Genomic DNA, 22,678 nt, shown 5'->3' with positions numbered 1-22,678 from the left:
CTCCGTAGTCTGTATAATCTTTTGTTGCCGCTGGTCTGTTGTGCAAGACGATTCGATTGAAGACTGTAACTATGTTTTTACTTCCAACTGGACATGCCTCCTTGTATATATTTCTATGTGATCCATAGAATTTGTCTTAGTATATCAGTGTTGTTTAGAATAGCTCAACATACCCAGCAATTTATTAGTTACTAATAAATTTATTGGTCGATATCCTACGTAAGGTATAGAATTTTATTGATATTAGACTCAAAAGTGGACACAGTTTAAATAGTTTTCTAAAAAAATTGAGCCTCTTCGTCTTGTTTAACGAAGAGGCTCTTATCAAATAAGTAAAGTCAATGTAAATGTAGTCCCTTTTACTTTTTATCCTTATCAATTATTTTTAAGTATCTGTATATACTAGGTTCAGATATATTCAATAACTCGGCGACTTGGGATACGGCACCTTTTAATTGGAATATTCCTTTCTTGCATAACTGTTTTATTATTTCTATTTTTTGTTCCTGTTTTAGAATGATATTTGGATTTAAAAGAGAGGGGTCAACGATTGACTTTACAACCTCTTCAATTGAATCTGAAAAATATTCGATAAATTCATGATCATGGTATTCTTTTATTTTTTCTTTTTTAGAAATAGCCGTTTCATCTAAAGTTGGGCTTATCATGTTTAGTTGTGTCTGAACTAAATCCAGAATGTCAATGGCAATTTTTCTATGTTTACTTGAATCAAGATTGATACAAAGCATTCCAATTAATTCTTTATTTTCATTTTTAATAAAATAAGTAGAACCTCGAATTTCTTCACCTAATTTAGTAAAACCTTTGTAGTTTGTTATATAGTCCTTATCTAGAAACGTTTTGTCTTTCATCATTTTAAGAGCAAGTCCTGTTAATGGTGCATTAACCGTTCGACCGCTGATATGATTATTTGCGATGGCTCCAACATAGGAATTGCCATTCTCGATAATGTGTAAAATAACCTCATAGTTTTCTCCAAGGACTTTTCCTAAAAATTCCACCAGTTTTTTGTAGTGATCAATAATTTCTTTATTCTTAACATTCTTATTCATAGTGAACTCCCCATAAAAATAATAGATTCTTATAATTCCTTATGATAAATCAATGTGGAAACAAGTAAAAAGATAAATCTATTCACCTTAAAAGTTTACCAATTATTGAATACATTTTCCAGATAGATAAAGCGGTTCAACAAAAAAAATTAAACGCTTTCTTTAAATAACCTTATGATAAAAAAATTTATAATCATTATAAAATTTTATTGATATTAAGATTTCCTGATAATATAATATTACCATGATAATAAAAAATTATTAAGGAGTGTTTTAAATGAAAAAATATCCAGAGGCAATTGGCCCTTACTCAGCATTTCGTAAAACAGGCAATTTACTATTTACGTCTGGACAACTTCCAATTAATCCAGAAACAAACGAATTTCCGAGCGATAAAATTGAAGATCAAACAAGACAATCTTTATTAAATGTCAAAGCAATCCTCGATGAAAATAGCTGCACGATGGATAATATCGTAAAAACGACTGTCTATTTAAATGATATGAATGATTTCAGTGCTATGAATGAAGCATATAAAGAATTTTTTGTTTCTCCTTACCCTGGAAGAACGGCTGTTGCAGTTGAAAAACTGCCAAAAAATGCTTTAGTTGAGATTGAGGTTATTGCAGTACTTGATAATTAAAAAGGAGTGAGGTAGATGCAGCTAGATACAAAATTAATTCACGGTGGTCCGTTGATTGATCCGCATACCGGAAGTTCATCTGTACCTATTTATCAAGCCTCCACCTTTCATCAAGCTCAATTTACAGAATCACAAGAGTTTACCTATACTCGATTTGGCAATCCCACAAGAAAAGCTTTAGAGGAAACGATTGCCTGTTTAGAATATGCTAAATATGGATATGCCTTTTCATCTGGTATGGCAGCGATTTCTGCGGTACTGCTTAATTTTTCACAAGGTGATCACTTAATCTTATGCAAAGATATCTATGGAGGGGCCTATCAGCTTGTAACTGAGATGTTTCCAAGATACGGAATCGAATATACTTTCGTGGACGAAACGGATCTCGATTCCTGGAAGAAAGCAATCAAGAAAAATACAAAAGGACTTTATATCGAGACACCTTCCAATCCTTTGTTAACGATAACCGATATAAGAGGTGTTGTAAAATTAGCAAAACAACACAATCTACTGACCATTATTGACAATACGTTTATGACGCCAATTTACCAAAATCCGATTAAACTCGGAGTCGATATCGTGATCCATAGTGCGACAAAATTTATTAACGGCCATAGTGATGTAACCGCCGGAATGGTTGTGACCAACGACCAAGAGATTTCTGATACGTTATACAAAACACAAAAAATGCTTGGTAGTATGCTTCCCCCATATGATTGTTGGTTAATTTTAAGAGGAATCAAGACAATGAAAGTCCGTATGGATAAGGAAGTGGAAAACGCGGCATATATTGCGAAAGAGCTCCAAAAACATAGCAAGGTGAAGGCCGTCTATTACCCTGATCTTGAACATCACAAAGGTAGAAAGATCCATTATTCCCAAGCAAGCAGTGGAGGGGCTGTCCTGACCTTTGATTTAGGAAACTATGAAAATGTAAAAAACTTTTTTGCCCATGTGACCATTCCGATAGTCGCCGTGAGTTTAGGCGGGGTAGAATCCATATTATCTTATCCGTTCACCATGTCTCATGCCGTAATCCCTGAAAAAGGACGAATTGAATTAGGGGTGACCGACGGGTTAGTTCGCCTAAGTTGCGGGCTTGAAGATAAAGATGACCTTCTTAATGATTTACACAAGGCATTAGATCATGTAAAAGCCGCATCTGCATTACGGAAAAAAGTACTATAAGGATTGGAACGTGCTTTATGAACAAAATAACGATTGCCAATGTACCTACGAAGATTGAAAAATTGAACTTTTTCAATAAACACTTAAATAAAACCGTCTATATCAAGCGTGATGACCAAACGGGAATGGCTACATCGGGAAATAAGATCAGAAAGCTGGAATATTTGCTTCAAGATGCCCAAAACCAAAAATGTGATTATCTAATTACCAGTGGCGGGATTCAATCGAACCATGCGAGAGCAACTGCTGTTTTAGCGGCCAAATTTCGGATGAAAACTTTGTTAATTTTAAAAGCCGGAGAAATAAATCGGATGGAAGGGAATCTGTTTTTCAATCAATTAGTAGGTGCAAAGATTAAGCTTGTAAGTGAGGAAGAGTACCGGGATTTAACACCTATGATCGAAGAGTTGAAGGAGGAATTGATTGACTCCGGACACCGCCCTTATGTTATTCCGATGGGAGGCTCAAACGGCATTGGTGCACAAGGGTATGTAGACGCCTATTATGAAATCCTGCACCAGGAACAGGAATTAGGATTGGTGTTTGATACGATTGTGGTGACGAGCGGCTCAGGCGGTACATATGCCGGATTGTCATATGCAAATAAAGAAAGCCATCAAAATAAAACCATAATTGGCATAAGTGTATTAAATCAAGAGGAACAAGCAGTTCGTGATATATTACATGTTTTAACGGATATGAATCAATATAGAGACAATCATTTCTGTTTTTCGGCTTCAGAGATCAACATTATTGATCGCTATATAGGATTAGGTTATGGCAAAAGCCAATTAGATGAACTGAAATTTATCGAGAAATTTGCACAAGAAGAAGGATTACTCCTTGACCCCGTATATACCGGGAAAGCGATGTATGGTTTGTACAACGAACTTAAAAATGGAAGCTTTCAAAAAAGCCAAAACATATTGTTTATACACACCGGTGGAATTTTTGGATGGACGGATGAAAAGATTAATATGTTGTATGGAGCCGTTTAAAAGAAACTCCTGGACATATTCCGGGATATGTCCAGCAGCCCCTAAAAATCTTTGTTGTATAATATTAACGATTTACACAAAAATTGTAAACGCATTCGCCGTAATTTTAGAGAAATGAGGGGTAAGCATGATACACAGCTTTGATGAAATGATGAATCGAACTGGTACTGATTCCGATAAGTGGGACAATGAAGGGAAAGGCGGTACTTTGATTCCACTTGGAATTGCCGATACCGATTATAAGGCACCACGTGAAGTATTAGATGCCCTGAGGAAAAAAGTGGATTTTGGAGTATTTGGATATGGATATTTTCCACATGCTCGATTTACGGATGCTATTAATGGTTGGTATAGCCGCCATCATAAAATCAATATTAGGAAAAACGAAATTAGTTTTGCTCCCGGATTAATGACAGGTGCTTTATGGATGTTTTTAGATGCTTATACCAATTCGGGAGACAAAGTGGTGATTCAGCCTCCAGTCTATGCCACATTTAAAAGGGTAATTGAGAATTTCAATAGAAAAGCTGTCGAAAATCCTTTGTTATACCAAAATGGAAGATACGATATTGATTTTGCAGATTTAGAAAATAAACTGAAGATGCAGGATGTAAAAATACTTTTGGTATGTAACCCCGCCAATCCCATTGGTCGGGTATGGACAAAAGAAGAGATGACCCGAATGGTCAATTTATGCCGGAAATATAACGTGATCATTATAAGTGATGAAATTCATAGTGACATGATCCACAAAGGTCTGCCTTTTACATCCTTTTTAGAGCTTTGTGAGGAAGAGGATCCAAATATAGTAGTGATGAACTCTCCAAGCAAAACCTTTAATTTGGCGTCGTTCTTTAGTGCTTATGTGATTGTAAAAAACAAAAAACTAAAGAATGCGTTTGATGATATTTATGTCAAGTATCATTTCGATTATAACTATTTTGGGGTTGAGGCTTTAATTACTGCTTATAATCAATGCGATTATTACGTAGATGAATTAAATGAGTATTTACGGGACAATATCGAGTTTGCTATTGAATTTATTGATCAACATTTACCAAAATTAAAGGTTCAGTACCCTGAATCTTCCTATTTGTTGTGGATTGACTGTAAGGAACTGGGCTTAGACAGCGAGGGAGTGATAAAATTTTTCGAGGATTCCGGGGTTAGAGTCAATGCCGGAATCACATATGGCAAAGATAGCGGTCAATTTGTAAGAGTAAATATTGCTTGTACAAGATCTTTACTGGAACGTGCGTTGAAACAAATAAGTGAAAATTATGGTCAATGTGGTTTTTAAACAAATTTCATTTATTAACTAATAAGGAGCTACTTATATGGGAAAATCAGAAAAAGAGTTAAGTACCTTCAACGATCATGCCGTAGAAAAAGAAAAAGGATTACAACGAAAGCTGCAAGCAAGGCATTTAACGATGATGGCCATCGGTGGTGCAATTGGAACCGGGTTGTTTGTGTCCAGCGGGTCAGCCATTAGCACTGCGGGACCAGGAGGTGCACTTGTAGCATACATCCTGGTAGGAGCAATGGTGTATTTTGTCATGACTAGTCTAGGAGAGATGGCCTCGTTTATGCCAGTATCGGGATCGTTTGAAACACATGCAACAAAGTTTGTCGATCCCGCTTTTGGGTTTGCTTTAGGATGGAATTATTGGTATACCACTGCGATTACACTACCGGCCGACTTAACTGCCGCCTCTATGATCATGCACTATTGGTTCCCAAACTCGTCTTCACTTTTGTGGAGTGGATTGGCTTTGGCCTTATTGCTATTGCTAAATATATTATCTGTCAAGGGCTATGGTGAAAGCGAATATTGGTTTGCCAGTATTAAAGTCGTAGCAATCATTATATTCCTTGTTGTAGGTGTTGCCATGATCTTTGGAATCATGGGAGGACAGGCAGTTGGTTTTGGTAACTTTACTACTGGTGACGCGCCTTTTCATGGCGGATTGCTATCAATCTTTAGCGTAATCCTCGTAGCCGGTTTTGCCTTCCAAGGCACAGAGGTAGTGGCAACTGCTGCCGGTGAAACAGAAGATCCGGCTAAAAATGTGCCGAAAGCGATTCGAACTATTTTTTGGAGAATACTTTTCTTCTATGTGCTTACCATTTTCGTTGTCGGTTTGATTATCCCTTACACAGATCCGAATTTACTAAAAACAGGGATTGAAAATGTTTCCATCAGCCCATTCACACTAGTCTTTAAAAGAGCTGGATTAGCATTTGCTGCCTCCGCAATGAACGCTGTGCTGTTAACATCTGTTTTATCAGCAGCAAACTCTGCCATGTATGGTTCTTCCCGTATGCTTTGGGCATTAGCAAAAGAAGGAAAAGCACCGCGCGCCTTTGCTAAACTCAACTCGCGCGGAATTCCAATGCTTGCGTTACTTTTCACTTCAATCATAGGGGTTTCTGCATTTTTATCTTCTTTTTTCGGCAGCGGCTCTGTCTTTCTTTGGCTGATGAACGCCTCTGCCATGACAGGGTTTATCAAATGGCTGGGGATTGCGGTAAGTCATTACCGTTTCCGTAAGGCATATATTGCCCAAGGCAGAGATTTAAGTCAATTACCGTACAAGGCTAAATGGTTCCCATTAGGGCCGATTATCACAATATTGTTCCTGGTTATCTTCGTATTTGGACAAGTCGTTTTAATTAATGATTATGGCCTGGTGGAAATAGTATCGACGTATATCAGTATTCCTGCCTTTCTCCTTTTATGGTTTGGCTATAAAATTATTAAAAAGACTAAAGTCGTGCCTCTTAAAGAATGTGATTTTGACGTAAAAATATAAAAACATAAAAATGTGACAGTCGTAACAACTTATGACATTCTAAACAATAACACTTGGATTTCCAGTTAGTGGGGGCACATCCCACTAACTGAAAAATAACCTCGAAAGAGAATTTTAAACGGACGATATTAGGAGGTAAAGAACATGAAAAACTTAGAATCTATGGAGAAGTTTGAACAGTTAAAAAATGAAGGGAAGCATTTATTTGTATTCGCAGCGGGCTATTGCCCTGATTGCAGGTTTGTCGAAACGTTTATGCCGGAAGTAGAAGTAAAATTTAATGATTTTACTTTTGTTCGCGTAGATCGTGATGAAAATATCGACTTATGCCAGCTGCTTGATGTATTTGGAATTCCAAGCTTTATTGCTTTTGATAATGGCAAGGAAATAGGCCGCTTTGTAAGCAAAGATTCAAAAACGCAGGAAGAAGTTGAAACCTTTATTAGCGGATTATAAGAAAAGCGCAAGCGCCCTGGTCAGCGGCGTATGGCCTCCTCGAAAAAGCTAACGCTTTTCCTTCGTGCGATGCTTATGCTGCCGAAGCTTTACTTGTGGAGCGCTCCAACTGAGATAAAGGAAACACGAAGAGCCGGAGGCGATTCGATGTTGACTTATCGTAGGGCGGAGAGCGAAGGACACTAGCCGCTAGGGCGCTGGAGCTAGACAATTCTCGAAGTCGAAAATTTTATACTTTACTTTAAATAAACCGGTTTTTAAGTAGGGTGTCTTTTCTAGGCACCATCTTTTTTTGGGATGTTTAGTGCCCATATTTTAAAAATTACAAATCACTAGAAAACACTCGAAATCAAGAGACCTTGATATATCAATACTTACAAACCCAGCAATTCATTAGTTAATAATAGGTTTATTGGTCGCTTTCCTACGCAAGGTACAGTATTATATTTGGATTACAACTTAGAATATTGAAAGGAAATGAGATAGTCATGTATCAACGCAAACTGAACCCAACTATTCGTTGTCCTTTAGAACATGTATTAAATATGATCAGGGGAAAATGGAATGCAAGAATTATCTGTGTTTTATCATACTATAAGACGTTGAGGTATTCCGATTTAAAAAATGAACTTATCGATGTTACAGACACTGTTCTTGCAAGTACATTAAAAGAAATGATAGAAAATAAGTTAATAAATCGCAGACAGTACAATGAGGACAATGAGATTCTACCAAGAGTCGAATATTCTTTGACGGATAAGGGTCAGTCGTTAGTACAGATTTTAGAGAATTTTTGTAGTTGGTCAAGAGTTCATAGTGATAGTGAAAATGAGGATTTATTTAAACAATGTCATAATTGTGAACATATTTAGCCCAGTTTTTAGCTTGAAATTATATAGGTCGAGGATTTAATTAGTATAGGCAATTTTTAACAACACAAAAAACCACTCCCTAATTTTTATAGGAAGTGGTTTTTTGCTATTGATATAAATTATTTACATGACTACTTCACAAAATGGAGGGAAAATAGCTTTAACTATTTCTTAAATGTAGGCTGTTTTCGTATAGATTGTGGCTTTCTTGACTATACTGTTAAAGGGTTGATATAAAGGGGTTTAAGGAGGCGTTCAAGTATGTGGGAAGGTGTTTATCAAGAGTTCAGCGAATTAACCAAATCAGAGCAATTGGCGTTGTTTAACGCAATGAAACAAGACTTGTTTCCAGATGAACCAGATAAAATTACTAAACTACTCAAAAGCATTCGTGAAGCTCGTTTTGCTTCTGGTTTGGGTTGTGTTCATTGCGGTAGTACATCGGTTAAGCGGAACGGTAAATATCGTTCAAGGCAACGCTATCTATGTAATGATTGCGGGAAATCTTTCAATGATATGACCAACACGCCATTTTCTGGCTCACGCTATCCTGAAAAATGGGTAAAGTACATTGAATTAATGGTAGAGGGATATACCCTACCAAAAATCGCTGAACGGTTAAAAATTCATATCTCTACTGCTTTCTATTGGAGACATAAAATCTTGAACGCAATAGGTAGTCTTGGCTTTAATCAACTTCAAGGAATAGTTGAGAGTGACGAAACCTTCTTTCGTGAGTCTATGAAAGGTCGTGAAATCACTCATAGAAAAGCCAAGAAGCGTGGAGAAAAGGACAAGAAAAGGGGTATCTCAAACCTAAAAATTGCTGTTGTAGTGGCACAAGACCGTAACGGTAATATGATTGCTCGTAAAGCAGGAACAGGGCGTGTAAAAGCCGAAGAAATTGACACCGTGTTAGGTGAGTATATTCACCCATCTTCTTTGTTATGTACAGATACAGCAACTAATTATAAGAAATTCGCAAAACTTAAAGGTTTACAGCACGAAACTGTAAATGGAAGTCAAAAACAACGTGTGAAAAAGGGCATATTCCACATTCAACACGTCAACAACTCTCATAATCGTTTAAAAGGTTGGATGGAGCGTTTCCAAGGTGTTGCAACGAAATATTTGGACAACTACCTCTATTGGTTTCGATGGCTCGATATAGGGAAAAATGTTGCATTTGAAAAACGAGTTGAGCAAATGCTAATTTCAGCCTGTCAAAAATCCAATCATACAACCGTCAACATTTTAAGGAGCATTTAATGAAGGACAAAAAAAGCCGTCAATTGACGACTAATTTATCGGTTTAATACTTCTTTTTCTCTTCCAAATAACAATAACGATTACTGCCCAAAGTAAAAAGGCACAGGCATAAAGTGGATATGAAGACGAATTGAATGCAAAAGTAATTTGGTCAAATATTGTGGGGTCTTTTTTATATTCAATTGCATAACCTCCCACAACCCCACTGAATATTGAAAATAATAGAAAACCAAGTGTACTTATAACAAGTTGAATGATGTAAATAAAATATCTCATTTGGTTTAACCTCCCTAAATAACAGAATTTTCCCTTAGTGTAATTTTACACTAAAAGAGGATATTGTCAATTATAGTATTATATATATTTTGAGCTAAAAAACAACAAACTTTACGAAAACAGCCTAAATGTAAGACTTAAAAGCTTTACATCATGCCGCCCGTAAGGTGAGAGTGTTTAATATCTTTAACGGGATTTTAGCGTTTTTCATTTAATTACCTTAGCAAAATGTTAGCATTTTGGTTAGCAAACTTTTTTTAATTTCTGCATTGGTATTTGAGCAATGCTATTTCATAGCATCGCTCAAGTATAGGTAAATTTGTTAAACACACTACTTAGCTTTGGCGGTGATTGCAAAATTAATTAAAGCTTTTTTGATGAACTAATGTATATTTTTTCCAGATCGCTTACTTCTTCTATGTATAATGTGTCCTCCTAATATTATAGTGTTTTATAAAATGCTTTTAGTTCCTGCTTAATATCATCGGGCAAAAAGTGCCACCTAATACCCTGTATTGCCCCCTCTAAGGCACATAGCATATTGACACAAGAGGTACTATCTTTTTGTTTAATTCTAAAAAATGCTTCTTTACTTCCAATCTCTTTAAGCAACTGGGGTGTATCAATACCAACTTCAACAAGTTTCCCCTCAATTACTTTACTGATATTGGGAAGCTCGTGTAATGTATTCATAATTTTCATCTCCATTACTAAGCGTATTTTCCAATATCATACAAGATATTTCAGTTAAAGATTAGCCTTATTTTAGAAAAAATAAGTCAAAAAATTGAATCTCTTCAACAAATTTTCTTCAACTAATGAACGCCAATAGTTACATAATAAAAAGCCGCCAATTATGGCAGCCTGATCTTAAAGAATATCCTCAAATAATACAAAATGCTATTTTTCAATGGTCTCAACTTTTCTTAGTTATCTCGAGCCTCCAGTCATTACATTGCATGATACTCCCAGGAGGATATTCGAAGTCGCACTCCCCGATAAACAAGAAGTCGAGCTTCCGACAAATAGCGTTAGACGCGGGGTTGTTGATTGAAGGAAAGGCATGAATGAACCTGTGCTTATGTTCAGTGCTGGCATGGGTAATGGCTTCCGCTACAGCTTCTGTCGCTATTCCTCTACCTTGAAATGTCGGTAGGACACTCCAACCAATCTCATATACAGTCTCTTTTTGCCAGAAACTGTCCCAATAGCCCACACTGCCTACGGTTTCGAGAGACGAGAGCAGGACGATCCTAAACATACGTCCAGTTCCCCGCCCGCCGATTTCAAGGTAACGTTTATGACGATCGAGGATCTGCGCCTCAGTCTCTGAACCTCCAAGGTGTTCCATCATCTCAGGTGCATTAATAAGTCGAAGCAAAGCAAGATCGGCATCGCCCCAAGGTTTAATCCGAACCTGTGGTGCATTCATCCGTTCTGACATTCTTATCACTCCAATTTTTGTTTTCTATTTCAGACCGAATTGTGGTTGCTAGTGAGGTTAATTCCCGTGAATAATTCCTGATATTAATAATTATAACCAGAACATTAGTTCCTAGCAAAGTATTTATTTGTTGGATTATCAGTATTAGATATTAAACAAAGCTGTTGCTTTAGATGAAGAGGAATATTTAATAAGGTCATCTAATGAAAACATTACATCTTCAATTCCTTAACGCTGTTAGTTAGATATCATCTCTTCGCATACAACACCCGTTTTGAAGCTTTGAATCAGCTCTTTTTAGAATCCAAGTCTTTATTTTTATACTGTTCTAGATCTTGTCTAAGCTTAATCAACAAATTTCCCTAAAAGCATTTCATAATTTTTGGTATTTGTCTTAGTCGTGTTCTTGAAACGTCTGTCATCCAGAAAGTCTTGATACGCAAATTTTAATAACACAAAAAACCACTCCCTAATTTTAGGAAGTAGTCTATTCTTTAGAAAAAAGTCATTTAACCATTAAAAAGGGGCTGACTCTGCCTGTAGATTAGTAATTTAAACAGGTAGATATCTATCTAATACCAATCTAACTCTTAAAACAGCCTCTTATTATGCTTTAGAAATATCAATAAATCCTTCTCCGAACACATCACGAACATCGTGTATAGCGATGAAAGCATTCGGATCAGTAGATTGAACAATTCGTTTCAACTTTATTACTTCTTGCTTACTAATAACAATATAAAGAATTTCCTTTGGGGTTTTTGTGTAATAACCATGACCCGAGTATACGGTTACCCCTCTGTCCATTAATGTAGTCACCTGTTTGGCAATGTCATTCGGTTTATCAGAAATAATCGTAATAGCCTTCTTCGAATTCAATCCTTCGATTACAAATTCCATCACTTTCGTTCCAATATATAGCATAATAATTGTCAACATCAGCTTTTCTGCACCAATGATAAAATAAGATGAAAAAGCGACGATTAAATCAAAAAACAATAGACCGTAGCTAATATTCCATCCTAAAAACTTATGTGTAATCCTTGCTAAGATGGTAGTACCTGCTGTTGTTCCGCCAACCCGAATAATTAAGCCAATCCCAGCCCCTATAATGATTCCTCCAAAAATAGCATTCACCATCAATTCATCAGAAGCAATATTCCAGCCTTCTGTCAGATGAAGAAAAAGAGAATTAAAAACCACTGCAATAATCGTATAAATCGTTGTTACCTTATTCAAAAATTTATAACCAATTATTAACAAAAATGCATTCAGAATTAAGTTGACTAAACCTGGTGACCACTCAAATAAATAGTAGGTAATAATTGTGATACCCGTTACCCCGCCTTCCCCAAGCTCGTTCGGAATAACAAATAAATTAACACCTAACGCAAAAAGAAAGGCACCAATAATGATAAAAATGATGTCTGTGGTTGTTTTTTTCATACACTACCTCACTGCTTATAAAAATATTTACTCAGGCACAAACTCTCACCATTATATCGTTTAACATTTAACTCGTACAGTAGTCTGTTATTTATTAGGAGTAAATTAAGGGGGGGGAGTCTACTAGACATTATCAAGCTTCTGTTGTTCATTTCTTAGAAGAAGCAGGATATTTATTGATTATCATCAATCTTTTGATTTTATATAAGGCAAGAGGGTCTAAAGACAACTTGAATATATATACCTCCTAACTTTTTGATTATGTAATGAGATTAGAAGCGATAATTATACTTGGAAAACAGACACTGGGGTAAATGCCATATACATACAATTTGTTAGTTTGAAGAGGAATATACCTTTATAATAGTTCTAAAAGCTTATATCGGGCGCACACAGGCTTATAGAATCCCCTAAAAAATCTCCCTTACATAAAACCAACATACTGAAAATTGCTTGTATGAGTTTTAAGTACATCATATTAAAAAGATCATAATGTTTCTCAAGTTTCCCCTGAAAGATTAGTGAATCAGCATATTTATTAATGATGTAAGGTTAGATAAAGCATTTCAATTTCCTTAACATTTCAAAAGAAAATGATGAACAGATGAAAACCGTATTACTTGGAGAAGCAGATAGTTGAGAAGATATACATTAAAAAAGAGGCCTCCAATAAGTTCACTGACTTAATGAAAGACCTCTCTAAAAATCTCATCAAATAATATCGGTCACTTTTTCGGACACTACAGATTGCAAGTAGTCTTATAAAACCTTACATATAAAGGTTTATAAGTCTTTATTACATCATGCCGCCCGTATGGTGAGAGTGTGTAATATCTTTAACGTTGTGTTCCAAAAGTGCGGTATATCAAGGTTTTTCTAAATATGCGGTTTAACATCTTTAATGTGAATTTACTTTTTTTCACGAACTTGCGTTAGCAAAATGTTAGCATTTTAGTGCATTTAAATAAACCATAAACGTTTGTGTTATAGATAGATTAATCGAGCGAGTGGAATTTTAAGAATATGCGAGATAATAAACCTTTTAATGGGTCTAACTTAGCCAGAACAGTCCAATATTTATTATAAAAAGATAGAAACTATCTCTTACTATTTTGAGATAGCCTCTTTCATACAAATGAACTTTTAATTATTTCAGAGTAGCAGATGCCTCTTTTCCCTTTTTATAATAGGTTTCCATTACATCTTTTGGAACCATACTACCTCCTGTTGCCCAAGCGATATGTGTAACATTTTTTATTTTATTTTTTAAGTTGTTATTCTCTATATACTTTTGTCCAGCTTCATCTCTGAATAATTGAATTGGACCATGTATTCCAGCTAATGCAGAAGGTTCTAATTTAATATTTTCTGAGTCGGATAACATACTTAAAAGTATATATAACTGCTCATCATTTACAGTATATGATCCACTTATTAGGTTTTCTAATGTTTTCCCTACGAAACCTGAAGCTCTACCAACCGCGAGCCCATCTGCATCAGTAATGTTATCAATGTCAAAATCTTGTACCGATACTTTATCATGCAAACCTGTCATTAATCCTAAAACCATACATGGAGAATGTGTTGGTTCGGCAAAGAAGCAATGTACATTATCCTTGAAAACTAACTTTAACCCGAATGCTACTCCACCAGGTCCGCCACCAACTCCACATGGAAGATAAACAAATAATGGGTGATTCTCATCTACAACTACATTAATTTCTTCTAATTGCTTTTTTAATCTATAAGCTGCAACAGAATATCCCAAAAATAAGTTAGTCGAATTTTCATCATCAATAAAGTACATGTTTGGATCAGCTTCTGCTTGTTTTCTACCTTCCTCCACTGCCTTACTATAATCTGATTCATACTCAATTACTGTAACACCCTTGCTTCTAAGGAGGTCTTTCTTCCATTGTTTTGCGTCAGCTGACATATGAACATAAACCTTAAACCCTAATTGTGCACTCATTATTCCAATACTAAGTCCTAGGTTTCCAGTTGATCCTACTGCAATAGAATACTTAGAGAAGAACTCTCTAAATTTATCACTATCCATAATTGAATAATCATCTTTTATTGTTAGCATGTTATTCTCAATAGCTAAATCTTCTGCATGTTTTAAAACCTCATAAATACCGCCTCTTGCTTTAATTGACCCCGAAATAGCAAGATGACTATCACATTTCAGCAATAATTGACCTAGGATTTCTTGATTATATGTTTCTGCTATATTACTTTGCATATTAGGAATTGGAACAATAGGTGATTCAATAATTCCATTTGTTTTTTGTGTTTCTGGAAAAACTTTAGCTATATATGGGGCAAATCTATTTAATCTTTCTTCTGCATCTTCTACATCCTTCTCTGATAAAGAAATCTTTTTTATAGCATCTGTAAATTTTTCATATTTAGAATTTGTCCAAAACACTTCGTCAGTTGAAATAATCTTGCTCATTAAAGGATACTTCTCTTCCCATTCCTTTATAGTGTGTCCTTGAATTATCTTATTTTCCATACAAACCCATCTTCCTTCTATCATTTATTTATCTAAAGCTTTCCGTATATTCATTAAAATATACAATTATGATATTTGGATTGCCAAAATGTTTTTGGTGATTAAGATTCAGCAGTTTATCCTAGGTAAAAGTATTTACTACTCTTAAAATATCCAGCAATGATCATTAAGTTTATTAATTAATAGATGTTATCCTGTTCCCTTTATAAAGCACATAACATTGGACAATGTGTAAGTAATAAACCAATTCACAATGTTAATAAAATGAATTGATTTATTACTTTTAGCCTGTACATCTTTAAAATAAGAGTTTATTCCAAAGAAATTCACTAATTCGTTTCTTATCTTGATTTTTTTATATTACTTGTGCTAAAAGTAATATCCCTCCGAGTGCAACAACTGATGCAATAACGGTTGCAGCAGTGAAGCTCTTAAACGCATCTGGTAATGATAATCCAAAAAATTCTTTTACAAGCCAGAAAGCAGAATCGTTAACATGACACCATCCAATAGCCCCAGCACCAATAGCTAGAACCAAAATTTCTGGACTCAAATGTGGATAAACGGCCATCAATGGAGCTACTATACCCGCAGCACTTATCATGGCTACCGTAACAGATCCAATAGCAAGATGTAAAATCGAGGCTACTAGCCAAGCCAGAATAATTGGGTTCATATGTAAAGATGTCATAATATCAGATAACTCTTTACCTAACCCACTAGCAATTAAAAGGGCATTAAAAGCACCGCCCCCACCGAAACGGAAAACTTCTTTGAAAATCCAGAAGACATCGTGGATTCTATTATAGAAGAGTTTAATGAAGAAAAACAAATTCCAACCGAGCGCCTGACCTAAGAGGAAAAGGTGGAGTTAATTGAAAAGCTTGAAAGTGCAGGTATCTTTAAACTCAAAGGTTCTATCAGCCATATTGCTGATAAGTTGATGGTATCTGAGCCAAGTGTGTATCGATATCGTTCGAAACTGCAGAAAATGAAGCAGGGTATGGACTAAACGTTATTTGAAAATACAGGAGGTAAAACGGGAAATGGGTCAGGTTACTGAATCTTTTTTACAGAGAATAGGGTGATGATTACGGCCATAGGAATTTACCACCTATGCCATCTTTTGCACCACTCTTTGCCAAAGAATTTACCAGGCATTTCCTACTCTCTTTACCAATAAAAAACTCCTCTCATTACTAAATTGTAATGTGGAGGAGTTTTGTTTTTGATTTATAGCTTTTGGTTAACCCTTAATTTAAATACAGCTTAATGTTATTTGGTTTATCCTGCTCTTGTTTCTAACTTTATTACTAATAAAAAAACTTGTCAAAAAAAATTGAACATGTAAAAACTATATGTTTTCATCGAACTGCTAGTTTTAGTATAGAAACATTATTGAAAGTATTAATAAAAAAATTATATTAATGTAAATAAAACTTCTCTTTCATTTAGATGCTTTTGCTTTCGTTCGTAGCTTACAAGATAGAGCGTCTGCACGGAAGTATAACTAGGGGTACGACAATAATTGATTTATCTTTCCCTGTAAACCCATCCCCTGCACCCAAAGCAAAAAGAAACCGTTAAACTACTTCTCCTCGTTTACTGTTCTTACATGTTGTCCACCTTCAATAGAAGTCAAAGGAGATTTTTACCATGTTTTTACTTTGCAGAATTGACTTTAATTTATCTGGTGAAATTGTAAAAATGTTTGAGTCCTACTCAGTTGTGACAATAGACCCCATTATTTCTTTTGCAATTGGTTTCCAATCATCCATTTTTTCTTCAGTACAATTAAATGTAGCAATTAATACTTTATTATCCAATTCAATTAGATACATAAAATTATATATATTAGTATCGATAGCAGGTGTTATTACTTCAAGAACACCTACATTTTTTCCATCATTAGTTTTTATTACTTTTTCGTCTAGCCATTTTGCTGATGGATAAAGTTTTTCAAACATTTGCTTAATTGAATTATGAAATTCAGGAATCTGACTATCATTTATTTGGGTTGTGGTATATTTTAAAGAAATGTTTATAGTAGTTTTGTCATTTGTGTATATAATCGTAGGCCTATTTTCATTCGGATATTTTATTTTGGCTACTTCTTCAGACATAATATGAAATGATTCTGGCAATAGCATTTCAATTTTGTTTGATAATAGTTCTTTTTTCTTTAAAACTATTTTCTCTCCCCCAACAATATATTCTTTTTGCAAAGCTTCTTTGTTTGTTACAGTTTTTAATTGTTTATTATCAGAGCAACCAAATAATAATGAGAATGTAAAAACAATAAAAATAAATGCAAAAGTTTTTTTCATAGATATTCCCCTCTAAAATTAATCTTTCTATAACAATATCGACAACCGATTATAAAAGTTAAGATATATAATATTCATCAACGATTTATCACCTATAATTAGGGAATGTTTTTAAGTACCATCTTTTTTAAATCTACTCTTTAATAGAAGTCTTATCCAAATTCATTTTTATTTACTTCCAAAGTTCTAACCTATGTATTTTGGGTAGTAACATACTCTTCTAATTTTCGCAAAAATGTAGAGCCTATCCCTTTACCCAGTGTATTTAAAAATACAAATTCAATGATAAAATTCTTTGGTAATCTACCTACCACCATGAGATTCTGATTCAAATATGAAAAAAATTTTTTTAATAAAACCATTTAATTTAAAAACCTTAAAAGGTAAAAATTAGATTTTTTGTCTAATAACTCCATTAAGTCATTAAAAAAATTCGCTAGGGTCTTTTTTATGGATACTGTATTGCGGTTGTTCAATACTCCGAATGTCTACTCCATACTTTTTCAATTCTCAGTGAACTAACACTTTCACAATGTCTGACCGCCTAGCGTGACAACATAATCCACCTCACGGTGGCTTAGGTACTCCAACATCTCATGAAAGCCTAATCTGTTCACTTCTAACGCTTCTCCATCCTTTAGCACCTGCTACCTTCGTCCTATAACAAGCGTAAAAGCGTGTATCCTTGAGCCTGACAATATGCACGCTTTTTAAACGAATAGCGAGTATTATACGACCGTCTCTAGTAAAAACACAACCCAAAATTTTTAAGCCAAAGTCAGTAAAAAAACACTCTTTCACGTTACCTATTGTTTATCGCCACGAGCTGGTACGATCTCGTTAGTTTGTTAATTATGCTATGTTATAACTACCCCTGCCATGTAAAATGTCATCTCGCCTAATTATCGTACTTGTCACCCAATCCGAGCATTAAAACCAAACTCCATGATGGTACTACCATCATGAGCTCTCGATTCTCAAACAAATCATTTTCTTAATGTCTCACTCAATTATCAGCTGATTTAATATAAATTAAAGTAAAAAACCTTGAAAGGCATTTAGCCAATCAAGGTATGGAGTATTAGAATTCTTCCAGTGAAATAGCTTCCATAGAACTACAGTAAAACTCAATAAAGTTGTATCCATCGTTCTCACCATACCCACTGTCATCATGAACATGGTATCGTTGACTGGTATCCCATCCTAACTCTTTTTTATCATGTACTATCAAACTTCTCGTCAGGTAAAGATTTGTTATTTTTCTTACACTAAGGTCAGAAACATTAAAATATCTGATTTTCATTTTGAATCGTTGATTTGTTTCAATAACCGAGACATGAAAAGAAAGGGTTAGTGAAGTCGTGTAATTATCTTCAAAATCAGTATCCATAGCGTAGTTAATTCCCACTATTTCCTTATAAGCCCACGAACCAAGGGCGTTTAATTTATCTGTTATTGTCTCGTAATTTTTTATAACAATCAAAAATCGTTCCTCCCTCATTAATCAATAAACTTTATCTTGTTTGTTTTCCCATCAATTATCCCTTGTCTCAGTCTACCAGTAGAAGAGTCCATAAAATATTTTATTTCTGCTTTAACACTTTTTCCTGCATCTTGATAAATGTACTCATGCATATGTGGGTCTGTGTGATGAACAGAATTTCCATGGTCAGTATAATCAATTCTATATTTTTGCTTACCTGCTTGGTCATAAACTACTCTGGAATTTTCTATCTGACCACTTGAACCTAATCGACTAAAATTAATCCTAGCTCCTGGTGTTCCTTGCATAGGGGCATAGTTATTTTTGTAATATTCATCCGGCAGGAATGATTCTTTAGCAAAGTCATCAACTTTACCTGTACCCTTAGGAATATCTAAAATTATACTTTATAAAAGGATGGCAGTTTATTCAACCACCACCCAAATTAATTAACTTACTTTCGTTACAGGCATTTCAGGCATGATATAAGCATTTTTATTTTTCATCATACCATAGATTATTCTGAATAATCTTCTCATAGCGCTAAGTAGCGCCACACAAAAAAGAAACCTTGAAAGGCAAATAGCCAATCAAGGTTTCAAAGATATTTTACCAATGTCCTCTTTCAAAATCTGGATTATCTATTTCTTTGATATAAACTGAAATCCATAAAACTGTCTGTTCAACGGGGTCTGTTTCAAGGTAAACTCCTTTAGAACTACAATAAACTTCTTCAAACTCATCGTACATAAAACTTGGTTCTAATCTTAGAACATCATCAATATGCATTCCTACCCTTATATCATTAAATAAAGTGCCTTTATAGTTACTTAAAGCAGTTATTTTAAATAATTTACCGTTAAATAAATTAAACCATAAATCAATTGAGTTGCCTATTTCATATCTTATTAAATATTTCCCTAATAGTTTTGGTTGTTTACCATGTTCTTCTATCATGGAATAAAATTCATTGATGTGACTATATAGCTTTATATTCCCCATTCCTTCCCAAGGGACGATAGGTGCCTGTGAATCAATCAAATATATCACCTCCCAGTAAAAATAATAGTAGCATTTTCTTTTCCATCAGTTTTATAAGTGTTCTTTATTCCATTTACAATTTTAATTATTCCTTGGTCACTTGTACTAATTTTTATATAAGGATTTTCCCCATGTCTGCCTCCACCAGGTGATACTTGTAATTGTGTTATATTTCTCCCGTTACCAGGATTATTGATTTTAATTATTTGTGCACCAGAGCGTGATTTAGTAGAGGCTTTTACAGTAACATCATTACCTTGACTCTTTAAAAGTTTAGCAATTTCATCCACATTTTTCCCACTAAATGCACTAGGGTTTGATTTTATTGACTTAACAGTAATTCTACCATTACTAATAACATTATCTATAACCTTAGCAACATCATAAGCATAATCTGTACCCTTAAAACTACTGATCGCTTGTTTTAGTTTACTTTTAAGTACTCCTGAAGCTGAATGAATAACCTCTACTGCTTTTGGAATTTTTGATATTAGAATACTGTCTAATGCCATCCTCAATGTTACTATATCTTTGTCAATTTGAGGGGCGTACGGACTGTCTATAATCATCATTTGCTCTTCAGGTGTCAATTCTGACCATAGATCATATCATAAGTAAATGGCAATCCATCTAATGTGCTGGAGCTATAGACAACCCGGGCATTCGGTGGTGCCCCATAGGAGGCGATTTCACCGGCATTTTGTTCCATGAGTTCCTTTGCCGTAATAACATTGTACCACTCTAAAACATTGGTTTCGCTAAAGGTTTGGGTTTCCTCTATCAGTATTTTTCCAAATTCTCCAAAATACTTCTTGTAATCGTACTCCCACGATTCTGTGATGGTTTGCTGGTAAGTTTGCTTATAAAACTTGTCCGTCTGAATCGTTTCCACAAGTGACGTTGGGGATGTCTGCTTCTGATAAGAACCCGCGATATAATTCCAGAGCTCAACATAAGTGGTCCCACCTTGATCGTACTGTAAAGAATAGTCCTCTTGATTTCTCACCCATTCCGGAACACGACCGCTTGGATCGACCATATTTACCGGATTATTCATCACATAGGCATAGCGGTTTAACGATTGTGGATTGCTTAAATCCCCTATGACCGTATCCTCTGTAAGGAATCGTCCGATTGTTGGGCTGTACCAGCGGGCACTATAGTCCATTAACCCGGCTGCTGGATCATAGTTTTTCCCCGTATACCCTGTTGCATTGTACGGTGCCGGCATGTCTGTAAAGAGATTGCCGAAGGCATCGTAACGATAATTCATGACGGTATCTCCAACGCGGTCGTCTACGCCTAGGACATTCCCTGTTGCATCATAGTTATAATACAGGAGACCGCCTCGCGTGCGAATGTTTCCTGGCCATCCTGAGGTTTTATCCCCGTGGAAGCCGAACATTTTACGGGAGTTCACTTGGCTGTTCGCCCAATAGTATTCAGCTAGTGGCTGGCCTTTCGGGCCGTATTCCTTCATCACATCCGATGTGGTCCCGTTATACATATAATTGGTCGTATCCATGGATAGAGTACCGTCGAGTTGTTTGTGTAAGCCGACTTTTTTACCATTTCCATTATAACGAATTGTAAAATACACTTATAAACTATTTTAGACTTCACCTTTACTTAATAATTGAGCCATTATTTCAAAAAAGATTTCAATAAACTTATCCTTTTAAAGTTATTTCTTTTACCCATTGCTCTGAGCAGTTAGTATGGTTATTTTTATTTAAATGTCACTACCACAAATCTCCTGTGTCATTTAACCATCATGGGCTTTAGATTCAAAATTAATATATTTTAAATCGTAGGATAAAGAAAAAACCTTGAAAGGCATATATAGCCAATCAAGGTTTAAAAATATATTGTTCATTTAGACTACTTTAATCACTTCATACTCTTTATGGAGGCCTCTATTATTACCTTTCTTGTTCTTCTAATCCTTCCTTAGCATCTACATGGCATTCCATGATGGTACAACCATCATGAGCTATGAATTTAGAACAGTCCTCGCTCTTTCTGTCCTGCTCAAAAACCATATATTTCTTCCTAGGTTGATTAAGGGTATGCTAACCTAAAATTTAAGATTACCCGCTCTCCATTGTCTAAGAGTCATTTTAGCTGAAAAAGGTAAGACCCCTTTTTTCTCCGTTAATTTCTCTAGTGTCTTTTCTGCTTTTTCAAAGTTAAGTGTCAATAGTTTTGTTGCTGCTTCAAATTGAACACCTTCATTTTCATTATCTAATAGTCCACCAAGTTCATGAAGTTTCCCTTCATTGCGAAGTTCTATAGCAATAGAAAGAAGCTCATCGTAACAGTTATTTCCTTTGGTGCTATCATCATTGTTAAGATATTCCCACCTTTTCTTTGCAATATCACCAAACTTAGGCGCTCTTTCATCCATTCTGATTAATTCCTCCTTTATTTAAATTCTGTAAACACCCATCCCTTACTTGTTGAAGACACATCACCAAATTCTTCAAGAAGTTCTTTTCCGTATTTAAATTGATCCTCAAATGATTGAGTCGCAAGCCAATCACGAACAGTTAAACCATTTGTATAGTCAAATTTTGATGAGTAGTGAGCTGATATTTTTGAGTGAACTGTACCACTTCTATGTGGGATTGAAATGATATTCTTTACATTGTTTACTTCACTTGCTGGGAAATTAGCTCGCTTTCCAACTTGAGATTGTTCAACTATATGGTGCCATGCTTTTCCTTCTCCCGGACTTCCTATATAGTTTTTCAATTGTGTGAAATTGTCGAACCCCTTATTTAGTATTATATCAGGGATAAACTTACCCGTACCCTTAGGAATATCTA

At 35.1% G+C, this 22,678-nt stretch carries 24 protein-coding genes and 1 pseudogene; 9 read left to right on the top strand and 16 right to left on the bottom strand.

Annotated features, from left to right (window positions below; translation table 11 throughout):
• Positions 1-359: 359 nt before the first annotated feature.
• A complete protein-coding gene (locus M5A78_RS11525; protein WP_248735417.1) occupies positions 360-1,073 on the bottom strand; it encodes a helix-turn-helix transcriptional regulator in 714 nt (237 codons plus the stop codon).
• Positions 1,074-1,350: 277 nt separating this feature from the next.
• On the opposite strand from M5A78_RS11525, the gene M5A78_RS11520 reads away from it, so the two are divergent.
• The 8 genes from M5A78_RS11520 to M5A78_RS11485 all read left to right on the top strand — a co-directional run bounded on the left by M5A78_RS11520 (position 1,351) and on the right by M5A78_RS11485 (position 9,315).
• A complete protein-coding gene (locus tag M5A78_RS11520; RefSeq protein ID WP_248735416.1) occupies positions 1,351-1,716 on the top strand; it encodes a RidA family protein in 366 nt (121 codons plus the stop codon).
• A gap of 15 nt (positions 1,717-1,731) precedes the next feature.
• Complete coding sequence (locus tag M5A78_RS11515; protein WP_248735415.1) at positions 1,732-2,904, top strand: trans-sulfuration enzyme family protein; 1,173 nt, start codon at positions 1,732-1,734, stop codon at positions 2,902-2,904.
• A gap of 17 nt (positions 2,905-2,921) precedes the next feature.
• A complete protein-coding gene (locus tag M5A78_RS11510; RefSeq protein ID WP_248735414.1) occupies positions 2,922-3,902 on the top strand; it encodes a 1-aminocyclopropane-1-carboxylate deaminase/D-cysteine desulfhydrase in 981 nt (326 codons plus the stop codon).
• A gap of 127 nt (positions 3,903-4,029) precedes the next feature.
• Positions 4,030-5,202 carry a MalY/PatB family protein gene (locus M5A78_RS11505; protein WP_248735413.1) on the top strand — a complete coding sequence of 391 codons (1,173 nt, stop codon included), beginning with the start codon at positions 4,030-4,032 and terminating at the stop codon, positions 5,200-5,202.
• Positions 5,203-5,239: 37 nt separating this feature from the next.
• Complete coding sequence (locus M5A78_RS11500; RefSeq protein WP_248735412.1) at positions 5,240-6,718, top strand: amino acid permease; 1,479 nt, start codon at positions 5,240-5,242, stop codon at positions 6,716-6,718.
• A gap of 144 nt (positions 6,719-6,862) precedes the next feature.
• The gene (locus M5A78_RS11495; protein ID WP_248735411.1) at positions 6,863-7,174 is read left to right on the top strand and encodes a thioredoxin family protein; all 312 of its coding nucleotides are present in this window, start codon (positions 6,863-6,865) and stop codon (positions 7,172-7,174) included.
• Between the two features lie 488 nt (positions 7,175-7,662).
• The gene (locus tag M5A78_RS11490) at positions 7,663-8,046 is read left to right on the top strand and encodes a winged helix-turn-helix transcriptional regulator (RefSeq protein ID WP_248735410.1); all 384 of its coding nucleotides are present in this window, start codon (positions 7,663-7,665) and stop codon (positions 8,044-8,046) included.
• Between the two features lie 261 nt (positions 8,047-8,307).
• Positions 8,308-9,315, top strand: a complete 1,008-nt coding sequence (locus tag M5A78_RS11485) for an IS1595 family transposase (RefSeq protein WP_248735409.1) — start codon at positions 8,308-8,310, stop codon at positions 9,313-9,315.
• Positions 9,316-9,345: 30 nt separating this feature from the next.
• Here M5A78_RS11485 and M5A78_RS11480 read toward each other — a convergent pair whose 3' ends face one another.
• From M5A78_RS11480 to M5A78_RS11455, 6 genes are all read right to left on the bottom strand, one after another.
• A complete protein-coding gene (locus M5A78_RS11480; RefSeq protein WP_248735408.1) occupies positions 9,346-9,591 on the bottom strand; it encodes a hypothetical protein in 246 nt (81 codons plus the stop codon).
• A 441-nt stretch (positions 9,592-10,032) separates the two neighbouring features.
• Positions 10,033-10,284, bottom strand: coding sequence for a TfoX/Sxy family protein (locus tag M5A78_RS11475; protein WP_248735407.1), 252 nt, complete (start codon positions 10,282-10,284; stop codon positions 10,033-10,035).
• Positions 10,285-10,507: 223 nt separating this feature from the next.
• Positions 10,508-11,035 (bottom strand): GNAT family N-acetyltransferase, encoded by a 528-nt coding sequence (locus M5A78_RS11470; protein ID WP_248735406.1) that lies wholly within the window; start codon positions 11,033-11,035, stop codon positions 10,508-10,510.
• Positions 11,036-11,641: 606 nt separating this feature from the next.
• Positions 11,642-12,481, bottom strand: a complete 840-nt coding sequence (locus M5A78_RS11465) for a YitT family protein (protein ID WP_248735405.1) — start codon at positions 12,479-12,481, stop codon at positions 11,642-11,644.
• Between the two features lie 1,147 nt (positions 12,482-13,628).
• Positions 13,629-14,999 carry a D-serine ammonia-lyase gene (locus M5A78_RS11460; RefSeq protein WP_248735404.1) on the bottom strand — a complete coding sequence of 457 codons (1,371 nt, stop codon included), beginning with the start codon at positions 14,997-14,999 and terminating at the stop codon, positions 13,629-13,631.
• A gap of 355 nt (positions 15,000-15,354) precedes the next feature.
• Positions 15,355-15,831 carry a GntT/GntP/DsdX family permease gene (locus M5A78_RS11455; RefSeq protein WP_248735403.1) on the bottom strand — a complete coding sequence of 159 codons (477 nt, stop codon included), beginning with the start codon at positions 15,829-15,831 and terminating at the stop codon, positions 15,355-15,357.
• Positions 15,832-15,864: 33 nt separating this feature from the next.
• Here M5A78_RS11455 and M5A78_RS11450 point away from each other — a divergent pair, with 33 nt between their 5' ends.
• Entirely contained in the window at positions 15,865-16,011 is a 147-nt protein-coding gene (locus M5A78_RS11450; RefSeq protein ID WP_248735402.1) for a helix-turn-helix domain-containing protein, read from the top strand.
• A 706-nt stretch (positions 16,012-16,717) separates the two neighbouring features.
• On the opposite strand, the gene M5A78_RS11445 is transcribed toward M5A78_RS11450, so the two are convergent.
• The 9 genes and pseudogenes from M5A78_RS11445 to M5A78_RS11410 all read right to left on the bottom strand — a co-directional run bounded on the left by M5A78_RS11445 (position 16,718) and on the right by M5A78_RS11410 (position 22,604).
• On the bottom strand, positions 16,718-17,326 hold the full coding sequence (locus M5A78_RS11445; RefSeq protein ID WP_248735401.1) for a hypothetical protein: 609 nt from the start codon (positions 17,324-17,326) through the stop codon (positions 16,718-16,720).
• A gap of 398 nt (positions 17,327-17,724) precedes the next feature.
• Positions 17,725-18,032 (bottom strand): annotated as a pseudogene (locus tag M5A78_RS24935) (recombinase family protein); the annotation flags it as partial.
• A 375-nt stretch (positions 18,033-18,407) separates the two neighbouring features.
• Entirely contained in the window at positions 18,408-18,809 is a 402-nt protein-coding gene (locus tag M5A78_RS11440; protein WP_248735400.1) for a hypothetical protein, read from the bottom strand.
• A 17-nt stretch (positions 18,810-18,826) separates the two neighbouring features.
• A complete protein-coding gene (locus M5A78_RS11435; RefSeq protein WP_248735399.1) occupies positions 18,827-19,117 on the bottom strand; it encodes a hypothetical protein in 291 nt (96 codons plus the stop codon).
• Between the two features lie 301 nt (positions 19,118-19,418).
• The gene (locus M5A78_RS11430; RefSeq protein ID WP_248735398.1) at positions 19,419-19,859 is read right to left on the bottom strand and encodes a hypothetical protein; all 441 of its coding nucleotides are present in this window, start codon (positions 19,857-19,859) and stop codon (positions 19,419-19,421) included.
• On the bottom strand, positions 19,856-20,362 hold the full coding sequence (locus M5A78_RS11425; RefSeq protein WP_248735397.1) for a hypothetical protein: 507 nt from the start codon (positions 20,360-20,362) through the stop codon (positions 19,856-19,858). The genes M5A78_RS11430 and M5A78_RS11425 overlap by 4 nt, the downstream gene beginning before the upstream one ends.
• Positions 20,363-20,436: 74 nt before the next feature.
• On the bottom strand, positions 20,437-21,450 hold the full coding sequence (locus M5A78_RS11420) for an RHS repeat-associated core domain-containing protein (RefSeq protein ID WP_248735396.1): 1,014 nt from the start codon (positions 21,448-21,450) through the stop codon (positions 20,437-20,439).
• Positions 21,451-21,927: 477 nt separating this feature from the next.
• A complete protein-coding gene (locus M5A78_RS11415; RefSeq protein WP_248735395.1) occupies positions 21,928-22,257 on the bottom strand; it encodes a DUF2019 domain-containing protein in 330 nt (109 codons plus the stop codon).
• A gap of 17 nt (positions 22,258-22,274) precedes the next feature.
• The gene (locus M5A78_RS11410; protein WP_248735394.1) at positions 22,275-22,604 is read right to left on the bottom strand and encodes a hypothetical protein; all 330 of its coding nucleotides are present in this window, start codon (positions 22,602-22,604) and stop codon (positions 22,275-22,277) included.
• Positions 22,605-22,678: the final 74 nt, after the last annotated feature.

This window comes from Neobacillus rhizosphaerae, from assembly GCF_937468385.1.
GTDB lineage: Bacteria > Bacillota > Bacilli > Bacillales > Cytobacillaceae > Neobacillus > Neobacillus rhizosphaerae.
The sequence above is the reverse complement of the archived record's forward strand: the minus strand, read 5'-3'. Positions and strand labels throughout refer to the sequence as shown.

What these genes read in the sequence shown, in the direction of transcription:
- M5A78_RS11470 (WP_248735406.1), bottom strand. Translation starts at nt 11,035, where the DNA reads ATGTCAGAACGGATGAATGCACCACAGGTTCGGATTAAACCTTGGGGC.
- M5A78_RS11480 (WP_248735408.1), bottom strand. Translation starts at nt 9,591, where the DNA reads ATGAGATATTTTATTTACATCATTCAACTTGTTATAAGTACACTTGGT.
- M5A78_RS11520 (WP_248735416.1), top strand. Translation starts at nt 1,351, where the DNA reads ATGAAAAAATATCCAGAGGCAATTGGCCCTTACTCAGCATTTCGTAAA.
- M5A78_RS11465 (WP_248735405.1), bottom strand. Translation starts at nt 12,481, where the DNA reads ATGAAAAAAACAACCACAGACATCATTTTTATCATTATTGGTGCCTTT.
- M5A78_RS11460 (WP_248735404.1), bottom strand. Translation starts at nt 14,999, where the DNA reads ATGGAAAATAAGATAATTCAAGGACACACTATAAAGGAATGGGAAGAG.
- M5A78_RS11435 (WP_248735399.1), bottom strand. Translation starts at nt 19,117, where the DNA reads ATGCAAGGAACACCAGGAGCTAGGATTAATTTTAGTCGATTAGGTTCA.
- M5A78_RS11525 (WP_248735417.1), bottom strand. Translation starts at nt 1,073, where the DNA reads ATGAATAAGAATGTTAAGAATAAAGAAATTATTGATCACTACAAAAAA.
- M5A78_RS11490 (WP_248735410.1), top strand. Translation starts at nt 7,663, where the DNA reads ATGTATCAACGCAAACTGAACCCAACTATTCGTTGTCCTTTAGAACAT.
- M5A78_RS11415 (WP_248735395.1), bottom strand. Translation starts at nt 22,257, where the DNA reads ATGGATGAAAGAGCGCCTAAGTTTGGTGATATTGCAAAGAAAAGGTGG.
- M5A78_RS11500 (WP_248735412.1), top strand. Translation starts at nt 5,240, where the DNA reads ATGGGAAAATCAGAAAAAGAGTTAAGTACCTTCAACGATCATGCCGTA.
- M5A78_RS11510 (WP_248735414.1), top strand. Translation starts at nt 2,922, where the DNA reads ATGAACAAAATAACGATTGCCAATGTACCTACGAAGATTGAAAAATTG.
- M5A78_RS11475 (WP_248735407.1), bottom strand. Translation starts at nt 10,284, where the DNA reads ATGAATACATTACACGAGCTTCCCAATATCAGTAAAGTAATTGAGGGG.
- M5A78_RS11495 (WP_248735411.1), top strand. Translation starts at nt 6,863, where the DNA reads ATGAAAAACTTAGAATCTATGGAGAAGTTTGAACAGTTAAAAAATGAA.
- M5A78_RS11425 (WP_248735397.1), bottom strand. Translation starts at nt 20,362, where the DNA reads ATGGCATTAGACAGTATTCTAATATCAAAAATTCCAAAAGCAGTAGAG.
- M5A78_RS11485 (WP_248735409.1), top strand. Translation starts at nt 8,308, where the DNA reads ATGTGGGAAGGTGTTTATCAAGAGTTCAGCGAATTAACCAAATCAGAG.
- M5A78_RS11505 (WP_248735413.1), top strand. Translation starts at nt 4,030, where the DNA reads ATGATACACAGCTTTGATGAAATGATGAATCGAACTGGTACTGATTCC.
- M5A78_RS11445 (WP_248735401.1), bottom strand. Translation starts at nt 17,326, where the DNA reads ATGAAAAAAACTTTTGCATTTATTTTTATTGTTTTTACATTCTCATTA.
- M5A78_RS11515 (WP_248735415.1), top strand. Translation starts at nt 1,732, where the DNA reads ATGCAGCTAGATACAAAATTAATTCACGGTGGTCCGTTGATTGATCCG.